Source organism: Aureisphaera galaxeae (assembly GCF_028561275.1).
Taxonomy (GTDB): domain Bacteria; phylum Bacteroidota; class Bacteroidia; order Flavobacteriales; family Flavobacteriaceae; genus Aureisphaera; species Aureisphaera galaxeae.
Genome location: NZ_JAQQTF010000007.1, coordinates 246,362 through 268,212, shown reverse-complemented (window position 1 = coordinate 268,212; position 21,851 = coordinate 246,362). Strand labels below are relative to the sequence as shown.

Genomic DNA, 21,851 nt, shown 5'->3' with positions numbered 1-21,851 from the left:
ATTTTTGGGTATGCGAGCCTTCCTAGAAGAAATTGTCCTTGAAATACAAAAGGAATACGAGAGCATATCCGATCTCATCATTGTATTACCCAGTAAACGGGCAGGGGGATTCTTCAAGCATTACCTTAGAAAGCATTTAAAAAAAATCACCTTTTCCCCAACGGTTGTAAGCATAGAAGAGTTTATTGAACAGCTCTCCGGTCTTTCCATTGTATCCAACGATACACTGCTCATAAAAAGCTATGAAGCCTATCTCAATACCGAGGAGATTCAGAACAAAGATGATTTCCCCACTTTTACGAGTTGGGCCAATGCCTTGCTCAACGACTTCAGCGAAATAGATCGCTACCTTATTCCACCCTCATCCTTCTTCTCTTATCTGAGTGGAATTAAAAGTCTAGAGAAATGGGGCGTAACCGAGGAAGAAACGCCACTGATAAAGAATTACCTTTCCTTTTGGAACAATCTGCTTCCCTTTTACGAGAACCTTACATATCTGCTTTCGGAAAGGCAAGAAGGATATCAAGGAATGGTATACCGAAAAGCAGCCGAGGACATAGAACACTATGTATCCCACAAAGGACACAAACCCCATTATTTTGTCGGTTTTAATGCCTTAAACACTTCCGAACAACACATTATTCAGGCTTTGCTGGAAACTGGCAATGCACAGGTTCGGTGGGATACGGACGCTTACTTCTATGAAGACAAGAGCCATACCGCTTCGCTCTTTCTAAGGTCCTATATAACAGAGTGGAAATACTATCAACAGCATCCCATTCCAAGATTTCCGCGACATTATGAATCGCCGAAACAAGTGAAGATGGTAGCCGCCCAAAACAGTATAGAAGAGGTAAAGTATACCGGGGAGTATTTAGCGCAACTTCCAGAAGAAATGCTCGACCAAACAGCCGTAATACTAGCCGATGAAGCATTGCTTATTCCTTTGTTGTATTCCCTTCCTAAAAATATTTCCAAAGTAAATGTCACCATGGGGTTTCCCCTTAAAGGAACTCCAGTAGCTTCCTTTTTCTCTATGCTTCTAAAACTGCATGCTCCATCGCCAGAGGTTTACTACCATAAGGATATAAAAGCTTTGTTGAATCACCCAGTGTGTCGTTATCTCATACATAATCCGGAACATATAGTCGCCGCTATTGACCAAGGTAATATTTCCTATATAAGCATTCCCAAAATACAATCACTAGGAGGTGATCGGCTGCATGTAAAAACACTATTTGACGATTGGAGCGATCAATCTAAAATAGCTATTGAACGCTGTAACCAATTATTGGACACATTGGTTTCCCTAGACGATACTCATGCAGTGGAAAAGTTGTGTTTTCAGAAGTTACAGGAAATTTTCAGTAACATTACAACACTCCTCAAAACACATTCCTATCTCTCAGAAATCACCACCCTTGAACGTCTTTTTGGTGAACTACTTTCCACCATGAATCTGGACTTTGAAGGGGATGCCTATGACGGACTTCAAATTATGGGAGTGCTGGAAACGAGGGTGTTGGATTTTGAAAACATCATCATGCTTTCCGTAAACGAAGGGACTCTCCCCGCTGGAAAATCGACCGCATCCTTTATCACTTATGATCTTAAACAACAGTTTGGGTTACCCCTGTACACGGACAAAGATGCCGTTTACACCTACCACTTTTATCGATTGCTTCAAAGAGCAACATCCATTACTTTACTATACAACAGTTTTACCCAAGGGCTTTCCTCAGGAGAAAAAAGTCGGTTTCTTATGCAAATGGAAATCGAAGCACTTCCCGATCATGATTTCACTTTCGAAGCCGTCACATCACCGATTTCCATAGAGAAAAAGCTACCCAAAACCGTAGCGAAGAATGATCATATACTCGCTACCATAGGTTCTATAGCTGGGCATTACTTCTCGCCTTCGGCACTTACACAGTATATAAGAAACCCTATGGATTTCTACTATCAGAAAATCCTATCCATTAATGAAAAGGATCAGGTGGAGGAAATTGTGGCCTTAAATACGTTAGGAACCATTGTTCACAATACCTTGGAAGTTCTTTACACGCCTTTCGAAGGCAAATTGGTCACCATTGATCTTCTAAAAGATGCAAAATCCAAAATTGACGCATCGGTACGACTTCAATTTAAGGACGAGTTTAAGGAAGGAGATTTTCAAAGGGGTAAAAACCTGATCATTTTTGAAGTTGCCAAAAGGTACGTGAGCAACATCATTAATTTAGACATCGCTTCCCTTACCAAAGGCCATACACTCAAGATACTCCAATTGGAAAATATGCTTAAGACGGCCATTGAGGTTCCGGGTTTGGATTTTCCCATTTATATTGGCGGAAAAGTGGATAGGATAGACGAACTGGATGGGACGGTTCGCATTATCGATTACAAAACGGGAATGGTCCAACAACGGGAATTGGAAATCCTAAATTGGGGAGAAATCATAGAAGATTATAGCCACAGCAAAGCATTTCAGGTATTGGCCTATGCGCTGATTATTCAACAGGAGTTGGGCATTCAAAAATTGGAAGCCGGAGTGATCTCCCTTAAAAATATGGCGGGTGGTTTTCTAAAATTTGCCAAACGGGAAAAACCCCGAGGAGGCGCTAAAGATTCCCTTATTACCCCTGAAATGCTTCAAAACTTTAAGAAGGAACTCGAGCAGCTCATCCTCGAAATATGTGATGCCAACCATCCATTTACGGATATTTTACACCAGAAATAGGGTTTTTCCTCATTAAAAAACAGGATTTTCAATCTTGACTGCCATTGCTTTCTATAAGACATTTGTAGAAAATGACCCAAAGATGTTAAAAGCGACCCATCAGAGCCTTAGAGGAAAATGGTTAAAAATCCTAAGAGGCACACCTACCGAAAATGAAGTAAGGCATTTTAATGCTGAAATAAGAAAATACCAAGGGCAAAAACATTTGCTGAGCACAGGCGAAAGTCTATAAAGGAAGCCCGTATATTGGCATGACTATTCTGATAGAAAGCTTTCTATCATAACAAAGCATTCTAGATAGTCCCGGCCTCTGCGGTAATCCCTTTTCTTTTCGAAATGCACGTGGGATATCTTCCCAAAGTTATAGTTCTGCTCTAATTGGTAGACAATATCTTGCATGTCTTTAAATTGACCCCTGAGTGTAAACTGATAGGAGGTAATCTTTACTTCATCCTGAACGAAGATATGAGGCTCTAGAAATTGCGTAATGGCAATGCCTTTCTCTTCAGATTCCCTATTCAAGAACTCCAAGATATTGTTCTGAATGGAAATGTTTTTAATGTTGTTCTTTTTCAACAAAGAATCGGCAAATTGTTCCCTTTGAATAAGGTTGGCCGAAAGACGGGCCAAATTCCCCGAATCGATATTCTCCTCTTCCAATCTGGAAATCTCACTTTTTAAATGCAAGGTCTCCGAAAATGAGAATTGATAGGCGATGATCATGACTGCCACAAAGCCCAAACAGAGTAGTATGTTCTTATTTCGCTGTGTCATATAGTAATGCCAATTTAATTTCGAAATAATTACCACTTCCCTTCGCTAGCCCATATTGCAATACGGTTACATTAGAAACCCAGCTAAGCGCTTCAAGTCCTTGAATCCATGAGGAAAACTCCTCCTTATCATAACTATCTCCCGTGAGCAGCAGCACATCGCTATCATAAAGGATTTGCTTGTCGGGACGTACATTCTTAAGTAATGGTTGAAATTGGATATTTGAAAACAGGATCGATTCTGGACGTTGACTTACTACCCTGTTAAGATAGAATGAGCTTTTGGAATGTCCACTGTTCAATATGTTCTCAACCACATATTCCTTTTTCTCCACGGCTTCTGTTCGCGTCTGTAGCGTTTTTCGCTGCTCGGAAGCTACTTCCACCTGTTCGGAGAGGTTCTGGAATTTCTTTCGATATTCGGTAAAAAAGAAGAAATTGATTAGTAGACTTACAAGCACCAATACAACCGCAGCTACTAAGCCTTTTCTAAAGAAATTCTTTTCGGTATACGCCTTGGCCAATGCCGCGTTGCGTTCTTCATTGGATTTTTCACCAGCATCCAAATACCCCAATAAGCTGGATGTTGACAACAGGTATTCTGAGGGAACCGAAATATCTTCCAAACGATAATTTCTTGAAGCTTCTGTCAAATTTCCGAAAGCAACAATCTTTCCCTGTTCCAAACTGAATTCATACTTTCCCGTTACCACCGTTTCTTCCGATAACAAGGGTGCGATTCTCTGTAAGGATCCGAAGCCCAATTGAAAGCTCAAAATACCCAAACCAGCTTCCTCCGCTGCTTTCAACAGTCCTTCGACCACATCTTTACGGGCAACGGCCACAAACATTTTATCCTTCCCTTGGTGTATATCCACATAAAAATCGGAAAGGGAGAGACCTGGAAAGGCCTTACCTATCGCTTTTTGTGGATCTCTTTCCAAAACGGTCTCCTTGATGAGCACTCCATCCAAATTTAGGATAAGATGCGCATGACGATGCTTTCCCATTTCCGAGACTAGATCGCCGAAGGAACTCCCTTTTAGAAAATTAAACTCGCTGAATTCCCCTTTCTTTTTCTTGGCAGTAGCAGCATAGAATTGGGCGTGATCATCTATGGTGGTTACTTCAGCCCCACAGAAGGTTGTACCGTAATTCCAATATGAAAAGAAGGCATTGCGCATTATTCGATCACGGTAGGCTTTATTAAAATATTCAGGTTGCGCTTGGTCGCTTCACGTCTTCTTTTACTGAAAAACCACTTGAGCACTGGAATCCTCGCCAAAAGGGGAACTCCAGAGCCCGAATCGTCCTTACGAATGGACTCGATCCCTCCCAAAATCACAACATCCTGATCTTCCATACGTACGATAGAAGAAAACTCACGGCTGGTAATTCCTGGAGGGGCATCTTCGGCCACCCGTTCACCATTAAATGCCGATTGCAATACTTGTATATCTAAGGTAATCTGTCCGTCTCCCGAAACAAAGGGTAGGATTTCTAACGCCAATTCTGCATCGATAGGCACATAGTTCCTAATCTCTGAAGTCTGTGGAATTTGCGAACCGAAGAAGCTCTGGCTGGTCACTGCATAATAGGTGGTTTCTCCACTAGACAAATATGCTTTATGCCCATTAATCGTGGTTAATTTAGGCGTAGATTTCACCTTTAGGGTTCCAGCAGATTCCATGGCCTTGATATCCAAGTAAAAGTTAGGAACCACTTTCCCAAGATTTAGGGACCCAAAATTGTCGAAATTCCCTATGATCTTATTCACGTCTTTGGCCCCAATGGTTACGTTGCCACTAGGGAAAAACTCTCCCGAAGTATTTACCGGCTTATCTCCAATTCCAAAAGAAATCCCCGTTTCGGTAAGGGAGCTACGGTTCACCTCTAAGATCATTACTTCGATCAAGATAACGGGTACCGGTTTGTCTATAAAAGATATGAATTCCTTAAATCGTTCTACTTTGGCACCAGGACCACTTATTACAAAGCTATTAAGCTCCTTGTCAATTTTTATATCCAGTCCTTCTTTGATATCCTCAGGGATAATTTCTTCTATGGATTTTGAGTCCCCACTGCTTGCATTACGGTTGGTGTTTGTATTATTAAAACGGTTGGTGTTTTGATTATTATTGTTGAATCCCGTTGCATTGACAAAATTCTGTCCTCCTGTATTGAAGTTATTTCTTCCGGCACGACGTTGACCTCCTCCTGAAGGGTCGTCTAAGAGTTGTACCGAACGATGCATCATGGTAACCAATTCCACTTGTTTCAAAGAGAGCTGATCCTCTGTTCCGAAATAATATACATTCCCTTCTTTCTTATAAGTGAACTTGGCGCTAGCAGCATTCGAATTGGTTGCATTTGCAGTTCCTCCAGCAGTTGGAGCACTTCCATTACTTTGAAAAATCTTGTCCAATAGTAAATCGAAATCAATATCCTTGGCTTCTACCGTAGCGGTTCCTGCATTGTCTAAAGAAGTCGCGGTAAAAATATCGATCTTCAGATCCTGACCTAAGGTATAGATCACGTCAGCAATATTGGTATTCTGAAGGTTCACTTCCACCCTTTTGTTAATCGTATCCAACACCTTGTAATAGAAATTGCTCTTTGTCCTCCTTCTAGGGGGTCTTGTTGCAGTAGCACCATTGGCCCCTGTTGTTTGGGTAGGTTCGAAAGCGGAATCGAAGGTATAGAACCCATCTTCGTTTTTCTCGAGAATCAGGTTATTGGATTCGGCCATTTTCTGAAGGGCCACATCCAATGGTACATTTTTAATGTAAATACTCAAGGGATTCGTTTCAATTTCGGGCGTAAAGAGCAAGTTCTTTCCTGTCTCGTCCATGATCTTCCTAAAAACCTTATCCAAAGGATCATTCTTTAAGTCCAATGTTAAGTTTCCATTTGAAACCGTATAGATCGCTTTTATTTGCTTCTCTTGGGGTGTTTCTATAGGGGCTACATATTTCTTGATGGATAGTATATTCCCTGTAAAATCGATATCCAGATCATAGGTCTTCACCAAAAACAGTAAGATATCGGCAACAGGTACATCGCTAAAATTGTTCACCAGCGTAATGGAATTAAGATCTGGGGCTACATTAATATTGATACTATGGATCTTGGAGACGGCCAATAAAAAATTGGAAAGCGTGGTTTGGGTAATATTTATATTGATGCTTTCCTCCAATCCGGGCACCTCTACCTTCAATAGTTCCAATTGATTCTGGATGCTATTGATTCTTGCCGAAGATGAAGGATCTTGGGCAAACCCCGTAAAGGCCACAAAAAATAGTATGATAATGAGTATTTTTTTCATAACGTTCTTAATTCGCCAATAAAGAGTAAACTTCATCTATGGAGGTTTCCCCCTCAAGTATCAATTGTACTGCATTACTCTTAAGCGTATTCAAATTATTGGCCGCAAGATAGTCGTCTATTTGCAGCTCATTGTGTTTTATTGCTGTTTCCAATTCTGATGTAATCGGAATGATTTCGTAAATCGCCTTTCTACCATCGTACCCAGTAAAAAAGCAGTGATTGCACCCAATAGGGATTTGATGTTTCTTTATATTATCCCTTTCTGAAAAATTTTCTGGGAAGAGATCCGGCGTAGCATCTGCTTCTTGTTTGCAATGAGAACATAGCTTCCGCACAAGGCGTTGAGCCACACTCAAATTAAGGGTACTGGACAACAAATAAGGAGGCACTCCCATATCGATAAGTCGGGAGATGGTGGCCCAAGCCGAATTGGTATGTATGGTAGACAGCACCAAATGCCCCGTAAGGGCTGCCTTAATGGCCATATTGGCCGTTTTCTCATCCCGGATTTCACCCACCATGATAATGTCCGGATCCTGTCGTAAGAAAGTGCGCAAGGCCGTTGGGAAATCGAACCCAATATCTTCTTTAAGCTGTACCTGATTAATTCCGGCCAAGGTATATTCTATAGGATCTTCGATGGTCAATATATTGGTCTCTTCCTTGTTCAACAGCCGAAGGGTTCCGTAAAGTGTAGTCGTCTTTCCCGATCCTGTAGGGCCCGAAATGAGTACAATACCATTTGGCATTTTCACACCTTCCAAATAGAGTTTCAGTTCGCGTTCATTAAAGCCGAGGGTTTTCAACTCAACCGTTTCTGCATTCCGCTTCAGAATACGCAATACGATCTTCTCTCCATGCAAGGTGGGCATGGTAGAAACACGAATGTCGAAATCTTCGGAAGCCCCCTTTACGGTAATCCTCCCGTCCTGGGACAATCTTTTCTGTGAAATATCCAGTCCCGCCTGAATCTTAATCTGGTTGATGAGTTGCGGATATTCCATCAAGGGGATTTGGTATTGCTCCTTCAACTTTCCATCCAATCGAAAACGCACCCTACATAGGTTTTCATAGGGTTCCATATGAATATCACTACTGTTGAAATCCTTAGCGGTTTGAAGTAGCTGTTCCAGAAAATTGTTTTTGGAAAGCTCTTCACTTACCTCCGTGGTCTGACGATAGTTATAGGTAAGATAGGATTGTATATTTTCTGAAGTATCCGCCACCAATTCAGAAGAGAAATCCAAGATGATGGACAATTCTGAAGAAAGTGCTCCAAGATCTGAAGCATCCGTTTTAAGAACTACAATATCCTCCTTTTGTTCCACGGGAACAATGCGATAGTGAAATGCCTGATTGGAACTCACCAATTGTTTAAGGGATGTAGGAATCTCGAAGGCCTTCATTTAGATTAAATATAATTCGTCATACAATCCTGCCCAATGGGCCGCGTATATCATTATTAGAAATAGAGACATCCAACCTGCGAGGGGAACGGTTGCATGTGTAAGCGATTTCCATTTCAATAACAGCCGGTGAATGACCAGCGCGAATATCATGGAAAAAGCAAAAAAATTAATAAAACTCACTGTAGGGAAAGAGACAGCGAATCCAACAAAGAACAGTATGTCCCCTAATCCTAACGCCTCTTTGAGCGATTTCTTGTTCCAAACCCAACGGCTAAGAATAAAAAGCACAAGAAGCAACATCCCTACAATCAAAAGATTGATTAGGATGGCGTATAGATATGTAGTACTGTTCGTATTCATATAAAACAATGTTGTTCCCAAAAGGGCAAACAAGGGAAACAGAAAGAACCAAACTTGTCTTTCCTTCTGGTCTTGATAAAAGATGAGTGAAAGCACAGCTACCAAACAGATCTTAACCAGTGCTGCGATCAATCTTTTGTGATTTCCTTTGGGTTTCCGTTTTCATCGATCTCCCAAACATTATAAACCCCGTCCCCATCAAAATCTACCACCGCCTCCGCGCGTGCTTTAAAAGAGGTAACAGAAGCTGCCACCAATTCATATCTGTAATTCGCGGTTCCTCCTTCATGTACCGTTTTGGGAGCCTCAAAGTCGATATTGTTGAAATCGGCCGAAAATTTTGAATTCATAAACCGATGTTGTTCTTGCAAATTGGCAATGTATTTTAACTGGATCTTGGCTTCCTGTCCCCTCGCCGTTGCAATAAGCGGCATCACCTGAGGTAATGCAATAAGCAACAAAATCCCGATAATTGCCAGTACCATAAGCATTTCGTTAAGGGTAAACGCGTCTATCTTTTTCACTTTCATAATTTCGGTTTTCTAAATAAAAATAACATTTTAATCCTTGGTGTTCGTCTCCATCGCATAAAAACTTACCTAACGGGATTTACTTATTTGCAAAATATTGATTTTCATGTTTTTATGTAAAATCTGCTCCTCAATTTTCATGAAAGCCGACCATTAAAAAAAAGTATTTCAACATTACAGACTGTAGGTGTTTTTCTCCTTGTTAATTTAGACCTGTTCTTTCGGAGCTGTCGTACTCCTTCCTAATAAAAGGCAGCATTCTTTTCAATCATCCCGATCGAAAACTACGAATAAGAAAGAATTGCCAGCACTTATACAATCTAACTACACTGTTATGCATTTGGCCTTTTGTTACCCAAAAATGTAATTGATTTTTGGTAGCAACATTTAGTAAATCTTAGTACACAACCGCATTTAAAAAAGTAAAAGTATCATGAAAAAGTTAGCATTTCCTTTAGCTCTAGTCGCACTTCTTATTAGTGCTGTTTCCCTTTTCGATTTTGGATCGAACTCAGAACTGGTCTATGTAGACGTAAACAAATTAATGGAGGGGTATGAAAGAACCGAGGTCGAGCGATCCCTGTTTGAAAAAAAAGCACAAAAGCTTCAGGCCAATGTAGACAGTTTAATAGGAAACTGGCAGGAAGAATTGAAGGCGTATGAAAAGGACAGAGCTTCCATGTCTAAGAAAGAATTGGAATTGAAGCAGGAACTGTTGGCGAACAAACAGCAGCAGATTGGCAACTATCAGCAGGCCATTCAGCAGCAGATCCAGGAAGAAGACCAGAAGGCCACGCAAACGGTTATAAATGATATTAATGATTACATAAAGGAGTATGGTGAGAAGAATGGGCACAAAATCATTTTTGGAGCCAGTGGTACTGGGAATATTATGTATGCAGACTCCATGACCGATCTCACCGAGGATGTATTGGCGGGATTGAATGAAGAATACAAAGGAACAGAATAAATGAAATATTGTTTCAACATATTAGGGTTGGTTTTGATTGTTTTAGCAAGTGCTTGTTCTCAAACTTCTTTTGAGGACAAGCCTTCGCTATTGACCTACCTAAAAAATCCAGAGAACGGATACACCCAATCCAAACAGGTGAATGGCGTGGATATATGCCTTACCTATCGACCCACCGATTTATTGGTAGCTCAGGAACTGAGAGGGGCGACATCGAAAACTGCTGTCGATTCCCTTAGGGATAAATACCACAAGTATCTCTATTTCAATCTGAACATTTCCAAGAACGGAAAGGAACTGTTGAGTGCTGTGCCCAAGGACAGAAATGAATTTGGCGCTATGGTGAATGAGCTCTCCTTTGGTATGGAACAAAACGTCCATTTGTTTACGAATAAAAAGGACACTATTCCCATGATGGACTATATATACCCAAGAATGTATGGAATGGGAAGTTCTACATCCATGCTTTTGGTGTACCCAAGAAATAAAGAATTAACGAATAGTGAATTTTTCAAGATATCCCTCAAAGAAATAGGGCTTCTCACGGGAGAAGTGAACTTCAAGTTCAATACAACTTTGGTTCAGGAAGAACCTTCACTATCAAAACTATAAATAAGAATCACATAAATATTGCTTTATGAAAACGCCACTTCTAATCCATCGTAAATTCGTTATCGCCCTCCTAATAGGCGTGTTTTCTCTCGTGGCCACAGAAAAGGCTACGGCTCAAGGGCCCAATGCTCCCGAAGCTGGTTCCTTTGAACCCGTTGATGCCACGGATATGGTCAATTTATTAACCGGTGATCTTACCTATGTACTTCCCATTATGACCGTCCCTGGACCCGAAGGAGGATATCCTTTGTCTCTCTCCTACCACGCAGGAATCGGTATGGATCAGGAGGCTTCATGGGTAGGCTTGGGTTGGAACTTAAATCCAGGGGCCATCGATAGAGGGTTGAATGGTTTTCCCGATGATTGGAAAACAGGAAAAGTGATCGATCGGTTTTACGATGAAGGAGGAACCGAAACCGAAACAACAATAAGCACATCCTACAGTGGCTATGGTTTTTCCATTGCGAATTCTTTTTCTTTCAATTCCAACAAAGGATTCGGTGGATCGGTAAGCTTGGGAGTTGGCATTAATACGGGTTCTGGAAAACTTGGTATAGGCGGGACATTAGGTGTTTCACCAGGAGGACGTGGTTATGGCGGCATAAATGTGAGTCATACGGGTTATGCATCGGCATTTTCTATAGGAGGTACTCTGGGAACCCAAGGAATTGGTATAAATGCGGGTGCCTCCGGAGCAGGTGGAGGCTTTAGTACGGGGTTTAATAAGAGTTTTCAAGGAGGAAGTTCCTTTTCCCTTTCTTATTCGGTTGGGGAAAGATACAAAAGTGTAGGCCTTGGAATTTCTCTTTCTGGATCTGGAGGTGTTTCCTCAGCTACGATTGGCGGCGTTGGGATTGGAGCTAACACCAGTTTTGTGCAATCCGTTCAGGCCAACGACTACGATGTAGTTCAGAAAAGCAGTTCTTTCAACCTAAGTATCCCATCCCCTATTGGAGTCTTTGGTTTTGGTCTTAATAAACAGAAAGTAAGTTGGTCTCTAAATGAGAAAAAAGAGTCAACTTTTACGGGGAATATAAACGCTCGTAACATAGGGACAAATTGTCAAGTGACTACCATCGCGGCTGGTGGTACAATTCAAAAAGTTTATATGCAAGTAGACTATCCTGAAGATTGTACCTGCGAGAACTGGGAACAATTAATATACGGGGATGACGGCCCCGGCCCCAATGACCCGCAATGTACTTCTTCTCGCCCTTTATGGAGTACGTTCGGGGACATGGATATTTACCAGATCGGACCACTCAACGAAATTGCAAGTTTAAGAAACAATAATCCAACATTCTTTGCATACGATAAATACAATGTTTCAGCCCAAGGACTTTCCGGAGAAATGAGTCCTTTTCATAGGAAATCGGAAACCTTATTAGGAGTTAATGGAAATAATTTAAGGGACAAAGATGGTGATTTCGACCTAGATTATTTCCCTCTCGTTGTATTAAGCTCACTAGGATATCTCTATTCAGAAGCCGAATTTCAGTTTATCAATGAATATTCGTCCTCCCTTATTATAAACCCAATGACATTTCGTCAACCAGGATCTCCAGATGAAATTAACGATTTCATAAATTCGATAGGGGCTTCATTCGGAAATCCAAAAAGAAGAGGAAGATATACAGAGTACTTTTTCAATAGAGAAATAGAAAACAATCCACCCGCGGGACTCATACTGCCAGATCAATTGAATATCCCTGCCGATACCGAAGATGGCATCGGTGCCTTTAAGATTACAACTATAGACGGCAAGACCTATCACTACAGTTTGGCGGTCTACAACCATGAAACTCTCACTCGTACATTGGATGTGGTCGATAAGCCCGAAAGGGAATCTTATTTCGAATCGCAAAGACTTCGGCCCTATGCAACCCATTGGCTATTAACGGCTATAACAGGGCCCGATTTTGTGGATGTAAATGCAAATAACAGAGTGGACAGTTCAGATTATGGTTATTGGGTAGATTTCCAATATGGCAAATGGAGCGATGCTTATATCTGGAAAACTCCATACGGTAAAGAGTATAATGAGGATGGTTTGGCCAATACAAGAACCATAACACATGGTAGAAAACAATTATATTATCTAGACCGTATTAAGACCCGAACGCATACGGCTATTTTTGTGAAGAATACCCGAAAAGTAGACAATATTTCGGAGCCATGGGCATATAAAGCAGTAGATTATGGTCCTTTCCCTAATGCTAATTCTTTTGATAATCCTCGTTTCACGGTTCCTTCACAGAAAACCTTGCGCTTGGACAAAATTATACTGGTCAAAAACGAGAACGACGATGTGAATAAACAATTGGGAAGTGGATTAGAGCTTGCCCAGTTTGTGGATATCGACTATGTAGGAGAAAAACAAGAACGGGCTTATTTCCATACCGAAGACAATATTATTGATGTGCAAGACAATATTGCTAATGCCCTGGGATCGGCGCTCAAGGTTGTTGAATTAGGAGATCATTATAGCTACGAATTGGTCAACGGAACTCCCAACTCCTATTCGGGACGTCTTACTCTTCACGGTGTCTCCATCCAAGGAAAAGGAGGCGTTCAATCTATGCCGCCTTATGAATTCACTTACGACAATTCAAGAACTTTCAATATTAATAAAGCAGACGATTGGGGTTTTCATGAAGACAAGCCTGATACTTGGTCGTTGACCGACATATTAACTCCAATCGGCACAAGCTTAAGCATCACTTATGAGTCTGACGTATTTCACAAAACTGCAGTACCCAATGGCAGGCCCATTAATGACGGTTTGAAGTTTACACTTCAGAGCTTTCCAGTATGTTACCAAACAGGAACTGTCCGCCTTAAAGTGGAAAAGGACTTGGGAGATAATAACTCTCCTATATCCAATATTGACTTTACAGAATTGTTTTCAACGTCCGAACAGACATTCTTCGATTTTTACCAAGTAGCCTATAGAAATCCTCCCGGAGGTGGGACTGATATTGACTGGGGTATTATTAATGTAAGCTCTCAAATGGCAGATATAATTAGTGTTACCGCTAATCAGATTATACTAGAGGTAAATGGAACGGTTCACTGCCATGATGGAAGTCAGGATGATCTAAATCGATTAACAGAAATCAATCCCTTCTCATATACAAGTTGCGGGCCGGGATGGCCATTTCTGGAAGTGCCTAGAGAACACGACAGCCAGAGCACACCTCCTTACGTAGGAAACGGTGAAGAATATTACAGTTTGCAATACACTTTAATTTCTAACGCACTAAGACAAAATGAAAACGGTGGTGGAATCCGTGTAAGAGCCATTACCACATCTGACGACTTAGGCAATGCCCTTACCACCAAATACGAATATAACACCCCGGGAACAAGCGAATCCTCTGGAATCATTAGTTATTACCCCTATAAGGAAAACCTTGATATCCAGATTCCATATGCTTCCGAATTGCCCGGGCCATCGACGATGTACAAATGGGTAACGGTTTCAAATATCATAGGAACCGATCCTAGTGTTACAGATCACGTAACAAAAACCCAATATAAGTTCAAAGTGCTTGAGGAAAAAGATCCAAACCAAATCAAGTTTGGGGATTTCCTAGAGATGGGCAATGGTGTAGATATTGGAGGGTTTTCATATTATGATGAAGGACTAAATTCTTCAGTAGAATTATTTGCAGATAGCGGCTATATTGAAAACAACTTGGCGTGTGTTGGGCAAATCATGGAAATATCATCGTACAATAGCGATGACCATCTCCTTAGCCGAACAGTAAATGAATATCTCTCTAAGGCGGAAATCGATCAGGGAATACTTCAAGAATCTTTTAGAGCTGCAAAGAAGATCTCTAATCCAAACCAAACTTTTTTCTCTCGCCCTAAGATCTATCTAAATTCCTCCTTCAGAAAAACATACCCTAGTGTCCTAAAAAGTACTACCGTTACAGAAGGGAACTACACAACCACAACATATTATGAAAACCATGATGTAAATACGGGTCAGGTTCTAGAAACACGAACCGAAGACAGTAGGGGACATACTATCAAAACACAGTCCGTATTAGCATACACGATCCCAGAGTATTCCGATAATTTAGGGGGTTATGGCATGGGATCCAAAGTAGATGATATCACCAACAGGAACATGCTTTCACAACAAGCAGTTAACTATACGCTCCTAGATGATTTAGGTGTTTGGAAACCTATACAAGTAGGCCTTATTACTTGGAATAACGAATGGGATTACTATTCTGTGGGAGGAACTGTTTCTTCTCCTACCAATGCTTCAGAAAAGATATGGCGTAAACATAAAACCTTCGTTTGGGATGGATCCATAGATAGCAGAGGAATTTTAGAGAATTTCGATCTTGCGTCCCATGATGGTTTCAACTGGACGATTGGCGCATCACAATCTGAACCCTGGCAAGAAATTTCTGAAATCACACATTACGATCGTTTTTCTTTACCCATTCAAATTAAGGATGTTAATAATAATTTCACCTCTACAAAAATGGGAGATGATCATAGTAAAGTCATCGCAAGTGGAAACGCGGGTTACGGTGAAATGTACTATACGGGATGTGAATACACCGAAGGAGGAATTTATCTGGATGATGAAATTCGGGGAGCATCGTTCCGCTCTTCCGAAAAAGCACATACAGGAACTTATTCGGCAAAACTCAATCCTGGCGATGAGTTCGGAGTGGTTCTCAAAGGAGGTGAACATAGAGAAGGTGATTATATGATCTCTGTATGGGTGCATAAGGACAACTATCAAAACGCCAAAATAAAAGTGACTTTTGGAGGTGCACTAGAAACCTTTAATGGAGAAAGGGTATTTGCCGGGGATTGGGTCTTGATGAATCACTATTTCGAAAGAGATTATGCTGCTTCTCAGGTCAGTAATATCTATATGGTAGCTTCACAATCCGGTACAATCTATGTAGATGATTTCAGGTTGCATCCTGTAGAAACTGCTATGACATCATATGTTTATAATGAGTATGATGAGCTAACCTATATGCTCAGCCCAAATAACCTCGGAACACGATACGAATATGATTCTGAAGGAAGATTGATTACTATTTATGTTGAAGTAGTTGATACCCCATCCACTGAAGGAGGTTTTAAACTATCTAATGAATACGAGTACAATTACAAAAGAGAAGGTGACATCGGTTCCGGTAATGGAGGCGATGACTATCCTCCACTTGATGGTAATGCAACGATTCTTGTACAAGAGCGGGAGTGCAGTACTCCACCAGACCCTCTCTGCGATAAATGTCGCGATTTTATCATGAATGCTTTTGTGGATCCGGCAACGGGATCGGGCCAGTATTCCTATCAATGGCAATTCAAATCCAATCTCTACGATTGGGCGAATGTAGGGAATGGTACAGGATCGCAGGCTATCTTTTCCTACAACATAGACAACGATTTGTATTGCGGTGATGGAGAGGTGTACGAATGGATGGAGTTTCGATGTATTGTAAGCGATCCTGGTGTGTCCGAAGATCTCCCATTAATAACACCTCGTCAGTATATCGATTGCACGTGCGATCAAGAATAATTAATTAATAGCTACAAAAATGATCACTATGAAAAGAGTAAAAGCAATAATGGTTTTGAGTTTCTTATGTGTGGCTTTCATAAGCAATGCTCAGCAAATTGAATGGTTAGAAAACGATCTTTTTCAAATCGATACGAATGCACAATCGATGACTAACGTTAAAACGGGAAGTATTAGTTATGCGATCACCTCAAGTATAATTCCTCAAGGACAAGATGGTCATTTCGAGATCACCGATTTTAAGGTGAATGGTGTTCCCGCAAATCATCCAACTGTAAGTCCCGGTGCTCTTACGTTGTATTTGACTCCCGCCACAATTACTTCTTTTGACATACAGGAGATCACGGCTCAATCATATGCCATTAAACTTGGGTATCTTTTTATAGATCCCACATATAACAGCTCAGCTCCCTATAGGGCAAGAGTGTATGCTCCCGATGGAAGTGTACTTGCAGAGTCGGAAGACATTACCCCCCAAGAAACCACTAAGTTGCGTTTCGAAAAAATAGGAAACGCATTGTCCATTAAATACGAAGGGGATCAAAATTCAACCAAGGACATCAATTTCGGACTTATAAATCTAAGCCATGTCGATTATAGGATGATCGTAGCCGTTAACCAAGAAGATATCTCTTTTAGCTATTCCAATAGTGGGCTTAATGGAGACCCAACTGTTGTTGTGCCTACTTCCAATGACGAAAAAAACTGGATTATTGCCCGAAGTTATGGTCTAGATGGGTCCTTGACAACGGCGAAGATAAATTATTATGATTGTTTGGGAAAACCCATTCAATCACAATCCAAAGACATCCTAACGGAAAAAATGTGGGCGCATGAAACCCGATATGACTTTCAAGGGCGACCTGCGTTACAATCCTATGCTTCTCCCTTAACTGGTACCCCACAACATTTTGTTTACGATGAAGACTTTATACAAACTTCCAGTGGAAATACTTTAACAACCGCTACCTTGGAAGCCAACCCAGAGGTGCCTCCTGTTGCAGGCACCAATCCCGGTAGTTTGGGTTGGTATTATAGTAGTAACAATGATAGCGAACCCCTACAAGACAATACCAATCGGCCTTACGCAAGAACGGTTTATGATGAACTCAATCCAGGTAAAGTGAGAATGGTGAGTGGTGGTAAATACTTGGATTTGGATGGCGATGGTACCAATGATACGTTCCCTCAAAGATATGGCTACACGCTTCCAGCGACCCAAGAATTATATTATGCCTTTGGACATGCTTATTTCGATGGTCCTGCAAGCACACAAGGAGAAGAGGTTATTCTTAGGGCGTTCAAAACTGTATCCATTGATCCACATGGCAATGAGGTGATTTCTTTTACGGATGCTGAAGGAAAAGTAATGGCTACAGCCCGATCTGGAGGAACTACCAAATATGAGGTAGCATCTCTTATCGGAGAACAAGGATTTGTAGATGTGCATATTCCAAAAGGAATAGTAAATACGGACATTACGTTCTTGGATACTTGGCAAATCTATACCGTATGGAATTTAAGATCAGGAGAAATTGTTTCCCCATTATCCATGACAGGAGGGAATGTATATCGAATATATTACACACCACAATCCACGAACGACGCAAAAGTATACATAGACATATCCGGTAGCATTAGTGTTCCAGCTAATGCGAAAGGGATTCGCTATAAGGTAAACTACCACGATTATGCATTGAATTATTATGACGTTTCAGGAAAACTAACAAAGAGCGTACAACCTTTAGGCTTCGCTTCTGAGGCCTTCGATCTTACAACTGGCACACCGAATCATACTATGTTCTCCACCCTGGAATACAATGCCTCGGGAGAATTGCTGAGTTCAACTAGTCCAGATGAAGGTACCTCACAATTTGTATATCGAACCGATGGACAGATCCGTTTTTCCCAAAATGACGTGCAAGTCGCGAACGGTGAATTTTCATATACCAATTATGATGAAAGAGGTCGCCCCATCGAAAGTGGGGTGTGCCAAGAAGACCTGCCCTATTTTAACTCTTCAGGTACTACAATTCCAACCTTTAATGTCGGTAGTAGCTTGACAACTGGGTCAGGGTCTGTTACTAAAACAGGAACCGCCAATTGGTCCAATTCAGGCTTCGCTTCTTTAGAAAGCACGGGTACCGGCGATTTTAATATCCCCTTCCAGTTTACAACCAACACCCTAGGAGTGGTTGGGATATCGTTAATGGATGAAGATGAAAGTTACCAAACCATAGATCTTGCTTTGTACATAAAAAGTGATAATAGCATCAATATTGTTAGTGATGGTGCTTCAATTGTTCGGGATGTAACCACCCATACCACAGGTGACACCTTTGCCATAGAACGTACCAACCAGGTGCTTCGGTTCTTGAAAAACGGACAATCTTTTTTCCAAGTTCCTGATCAAGGTGGTGTGGGGACCGCAGATTTTGTAATAGACGGCACCCTCTATGATCAAGGAGCCACAGTATCTGGATTGGAGATTCAAACGGAAGGGAGTTCGACACCTCCACCTCCAGTGGATACCTATTCCGTTAATTCGGTCAATTGCTTTGAACAAATATTTACCGTATATGATAAACACGATCATTCAGGGCTTCAAGCCCTCGGGTTTTCTACCGATCCTATGCAATACGGATCCCGGATTCAGCGATTCCTTTCAGGAAACGTATCACAGACCTATACAGAGAACCCAACAACCAATAAAACCTGGTATAGCTACGATATCTATGGTCGCGTGGAATGGATGATACAAAATATTACTAATCTTGGAGCAAAGACATTAGATTATGAATATGACCAGATTTCCGGACAGATTTCCAAAGTGATTTATCAAAGAGACGACGCACAAGAGTTATTTGCACATAGATATTCTTATAGCAATCTTGGCCAATTGGTTTTGGTGGAGACTTCTAGCGATAACATCCACTTTACAGAACACGCCCGTTATACTTACTACGAAACGGGTGAATTAAAAAGGGTTTTACTAGCCGAAGGACTTCAAGGCATGGACTATGTCTATACTTTGGAAGGACAATTAAAAGCAATAAACCACCCATCACTTTCCGACACCTACGACCCAGGAGAAGATCAGAACGATGCTTTTGGGATGATTCTGGAATATCATGCACGGGACTATACAAGAGGAGGTAGTGCTATTAATTATACCGCCGCGGGCACGAACAGATACGATGGCAATATTAAAGGAATTCGTTGGCAATCTCAAGGCATAAACCCGCCTGGAACACCTATCAGTGGTTACCTATATGAGTACAATCAGAATAGATGGTTAAGTTCCGCTGCCTATGGGTCCTTTAGTAACAATCTGTTCACGCCTAACTCCCAAGGAGATTACAATGTGCCATCCATAACGTATGATGCCAATGGCAACATTACTACTTTGTTTCGCAATATGTTCACAAATAATGGGAACAATGCCATGGATGCGCTCACCTATTCGTATGATTCCAATACCAATCAATTGGATCATGTAACAGATTCCGCCTTTAATGATACCGGGGATGCTGGCGATATTAAGACGCAAGGAGCTAATAATTACACCTATAGCGCTATTGGTCAATTAATTTCGAATGCCCAAGATGATCTTGGATATGATTATTGGAATTCAGGATTGGTAAAGTCCGCTTTCTCAACGGAAAGCGGTAATAATGAAAAGGTAGAATTCTTCTATAACGATAGGGGGCATCGCGTGGAAAAGCGATTAACCTTAAATTCTGGCACGAGCCCGCAAACCTTTTACGTAAGGGATGCTAGAGGACGACCGATTGCCATATACTATCTACCCAACACCACAGGTGGTAAAACGACATCACAATCCGTGGAATACCCTGTGTATGGAACCTCGCGATTGGGAGTTATGGATGAATATGATTTGATGAAATACGAACTCAATGATCATTTGGGAAATGTACGAGCTGTAATACAACGTGACGTGAATGCCACAGTGATATTGAATGAAGATTTTTCTGGAATTTCAGTGCCATCCGGGTGGACAAGTAGTGCAAACGTAAACTTATCTATCTCCAACGAACAGTTAAAAGCTGAAGTTACCGATGACAATGACAATGAAGTATCTATTGGTTTTCCAGTAACCAACGGTAGTACGTATGGTATTCGATTTAAAGTAAATTTAGACGAAACTCCAAATGAGCTTAATTATATCGTTTACGAACCCGGTGGGTGGGGAACAATAGGACCTTTTGGGACTGTAGATCAAAATGAAGAGGTAATAGTTACCTATAATGCTCAGGCAACGGGAACAGCTACCCTCACCTTTCGATTAGGCACCATCTTCGAAGCTTCTCAGAATAATTACTATTTGGATGATGTTCGAGTAACTGATATTACCACAACAAATACCCCGGTCATGTTAGCCTACAAAGATTATTACCCCTTTGGAATGCCGATGCCTGATCGTAATCAAGAGGGACAATATCGTTATGCCTTCCAGGGGCAGGAAAAGGATCTAGAAACCGGAATGGAGGCCTTTGAGTTGAGGCTTTGGGACGGCAGACTTGGAAGATGGTTAACCATTGATCCGTATGGGCAGTATCATAGTCCATATTTAGGAATGGGTAACGATCCGATTAATGGGATTGATCCAGATGGAGGGCTTTTTGGAAGAATACGAGCTTGGTGGCGTAAAGTTTTTAATGGAGGTGAGATCTTTAAAAATGAAAGGGACCAATGGATTTGGGCTGCTGAAATTGGAAAAACTACCGGTAATTTGACCGATGGTTATAATATTGGAGAATCAGAATTTAGAAATTTTGGATATGGTGGGTTGGGAAAAATTACAACACGAGAATCGTTGAGTGTATATGGTAATGTTGATTTTGGAGTAGTTAACCACGGATTGGATGCTGGTATTGTTGGAGGCGAAGCTAGTTGGAATGCTCTTAATTTATTTTCCTTTGAAGCTGGTTATGCTAAAAATTATGATCACCCCCAAGGGCCAAATATTATATTACCTCTTTTAAATATGTCTCCGTACAAAGCTACTGATAAAGGTTGGTTTTATAATGATGATGTATATGAGATAGGAAGCCCTGTTGGCACAACATCCACCGGTGGAACAATTGAAGCGGGTGTTTTTAATATAGGTTACATACAACAAGAAGAAAAGGCTGGTTTAACAGAAACTGTCACCTCGAGAGATGTATCAGTTGGGGCAGCGATAGTAGATTTACATGGTTATGACGTAAGCAAAAAAGGAGTAAAGTTTTCAATTGACATAGGAGAAGATGTCGGAGCAAGGTTTTTCTTCGGTGCTACTCTAGGTATAAACTATAAATTGGACTATGAATGGAAGTTTTGATTAAATTGTATGTATATGCTAATACTGTTGTTCTTATTCATAGGGGTTATATTGTATTTTTTAATAACGAAATATTTGTTGTCGGGTACTAGTAATTTTCCAGTTAATCTAATTTCTAGTTACTTTGATAAAAATTCATCGGAGATTCAATATTTTAAAGTCGATTATTCGTCTACACCATTTAAAGAAGCAAAGTTTTATCCGTTATATAATAGAATCTTTCCTT

11 protein-coding genes are annotated in these 21,851 nt (G+C 41.0%); 5 read left to right on the top strand and 6 right to left on the bottom strand.

What is annotated here, in order from left to right; translation table 11 throughout:
• The first annotated feature begins 10 nt into the window (after positions 1-10).
• Positions 11-2,737 carry a PD-(D/E)XK nuclease family protein gene (locus POV27_RS14300; protein ID WP_272863470.1) on the top strand — a complete coding sequence of 909 codons (2,727 nt, stop codon included), beginning with the start codon at positions 11-13 and terminating at the stop codon, positions 2,735-2,737.
• A 255-nt stretch (positions 2,738-2,992) separates the two neighbouring features.
• Here the strand turns inward: POV27_RS14300 and POV27_RS14295 are convergent, their stop codons facing one another.
• Genes POV27_RS14295 through POV27_RS14270 form a run of 6 tightly spaced genes read right to left on the bottom strand, consistent with a single transcriptional unit; the run spans position 2,993 to position 9,136 of the window.
• On the bottom strand, positions 2,993-3,511 hold the full coding sequence (locus POV27_RS14295) for a hypothetical protein (RefSeq protein ID WP_272863469.1): 519 nt from the start codon (positions 3,509-3,511) through the stop codon (positions 2,993-2,995).
• Positions 3,495-4,694, bottom strand: a complete 1,200-nt coding sequence (locus tag POV27_RS14290; protein WP_272863468.1) for a hypothetical protein — start codon at positions 4,692-4,694, stop codon at positions 3,495-3,497. Before POV27_RS14290 ends, POV27_RS14295 begins: the two co-directional genes overlap by 17 nt.
• A complete protein-coding gene (locus POV27_RS14285) occupies positions 4,694-6,835 on the bottom strand; it encodes a type II secretion system protein GspD (protein WP_272863467.1) in 2,142 nt (713 codons plus the stop codon). Before POV27_RS14285 ends, POV27_RS14290 begins: the two co-directional genes overlap by 1 nt.
• Positions 6,836-6,842: 7 nt before the next feature.
• Positions 6,843-8,243 carry a GspE/PulE family protein gene (locus tag POV27_RS14280; RefSeq protein ID WP_272863466.1) on the bottom strand — a complete coding sequence of 467 codons (1,401 nt, stop codon included), beginning with the start codon at positions 8,241-8,243 and terminating at the stop codon, positions 6,843-6,845.
• Positions 8,244-8,738 (bottom strand): hypothetical protein, encoded by a 495-nt coding sequence (locus POV27_RS14275; RefSeq protein ID WP_272863465.1) that lies wholly within the window; start codon positions 8,736-8,738, stop codon positions 8,244-8,246.
• Positions 8,735-9,136: a prepilin-type N-terminal cleavage/methylation domain-containing protein gene (locus tag POV27_RS14270; RefSeq protein WP_272863464.1), complete on the bottom strand. Its 402-nt coding sequence runs from the start codon at positions 9,134-9,136 to the stop codon at positions 8,735-8,737. Before POV27_RS14270 ends, POV27_RS14275 begins: the two co-directional genes overlap by 4 nt.
• Positions 9,137-9,569: 433 nt before the next feature.
• Between POV27_RS14270 and POV27_RS14265 the strand changes: the two genes are divergently transcribed.
• From POV27_RS14265 to POV27_RS14250, 4 genes are all read left to right on the top strand, one after another.
• Positions 9,570-10,106: an OmpH/Skp family outer membrane protein gene (locus POV27_RS14265; RefSeq protein WP_272863463.1), complete on the top strand. Its 537-nt coding sequence runs from the start codon at positions 9,570-9,572 to the stop codon at positions 10,104-10,106.
• Positions 10,107-10,196: 90 nt separating this feature from the next.
• The gene (locus POV27_RS14260; RefSeq protein ID WP_272863462.1) at positions 10,197-10,718 is read left to right on the top strand and encodes a hypothetical protein; all 522 of its coding nucleotides are present in this window, start codon (positions 10,197-10,199) and stop codon (positions 10,716-10,718) included.
• A gap of 25 nt (positions 10,719-10,743) precedes the next feature.
• Positions 10,744-16,281 (top strand): hypothetical protein, encoded by a 5,538-nt coding sequence (locus POV27_RS14255; RefSeq protein WP_272863461.1) that lies wholly within the window; start codon positions 10,744-10,746, stop codon positions 16,279-16,281.
• A 28-nt stretch (positions 16,282-16,309) separates the two neighbouring features.
• On the top strand, positions 16,310-21,625 hold the full coding sequence (locus tag POV27_RS14250) for an RHS repeat-associated core domain-containing protein (RefSeq protein WP_272863460.1): 5,316 nt from the start codon (positions 16,310-16,312) through the stop codon (positions 21,623-21,625).
• Positions 21,626-21,851 lie beyond the last annotated feature (226 nt).

What these genes read in the sequence shown, in the direction of transcription:
- POV27_RS14300 (WP_272863470.1), top strand. Translation starts at nt 11, where the DNA reads ATGCGAGCCTTCCTAGAAGAAATTGTCCTTGAAATACAAAAGGAATAC.
- POV27_RS14295 (WP_272863469.1), bottom strand. Translation starts at nt 3,511, where the DNA reads ATGACACAGCGAAATAAGAACATACTACTCTGTTTGGGCTTTGTGGCA.
- POV27_RS14290 (WP_272863468.1), bottom strand. Translation starts at nt 4,694, where the DNA reads ATGCGCAATGCCTTCTTTTCATATTGGAATTACGGTACAACCTTCTGT.
- POV27_RS14285 (WP_272863467.1), bottom strand. Translation starts at nt 6,835, where the DNA reads ATGAAAAAAATACTCATTATCATACTATTTTTTGTGGCCTTTACGGGG.
- POV27_RS14280 (WP_272863466.1), bottom strand. Translation starts at nt 8,243, where the DNA reads ATGAAGGCCTTCGAGATTCCTACATCCCTTAAACAATTGGTGAGTTCC.
- POV27_RS14270 (WP_272863464.1), bottom strand. Translation starts at nt 9,136, where the DNA reads ATGAAAGTGAAAAAGATAGACGCGTTTACCCTTAACGAAATGCTTATG.
- POV27_RS14265 (WP_272863463.1), top strand. Translation starts at nt 9,570, where the DNA reads ATGAAAAAGTTAGCATTTCCTTTAGCTCTAGTCGCACTTCTTATTAGT.
- POV27_RS14255 (WP_272863461.1), top strand. Translation starts at nt 10,744, where the DNA reads ATGAAAACGCCACTTCTAATCCATCGTAAATTCGTTATCGCCCTCCTA.
- POV27_RS14250 (WP_272863460.1), top strand. Translation starts at nt 16,310, where the DNA reads ATGAAAAGAGTAAAAGCAATAATGGTTTTGAGTTTCTTATGTGTGGCT.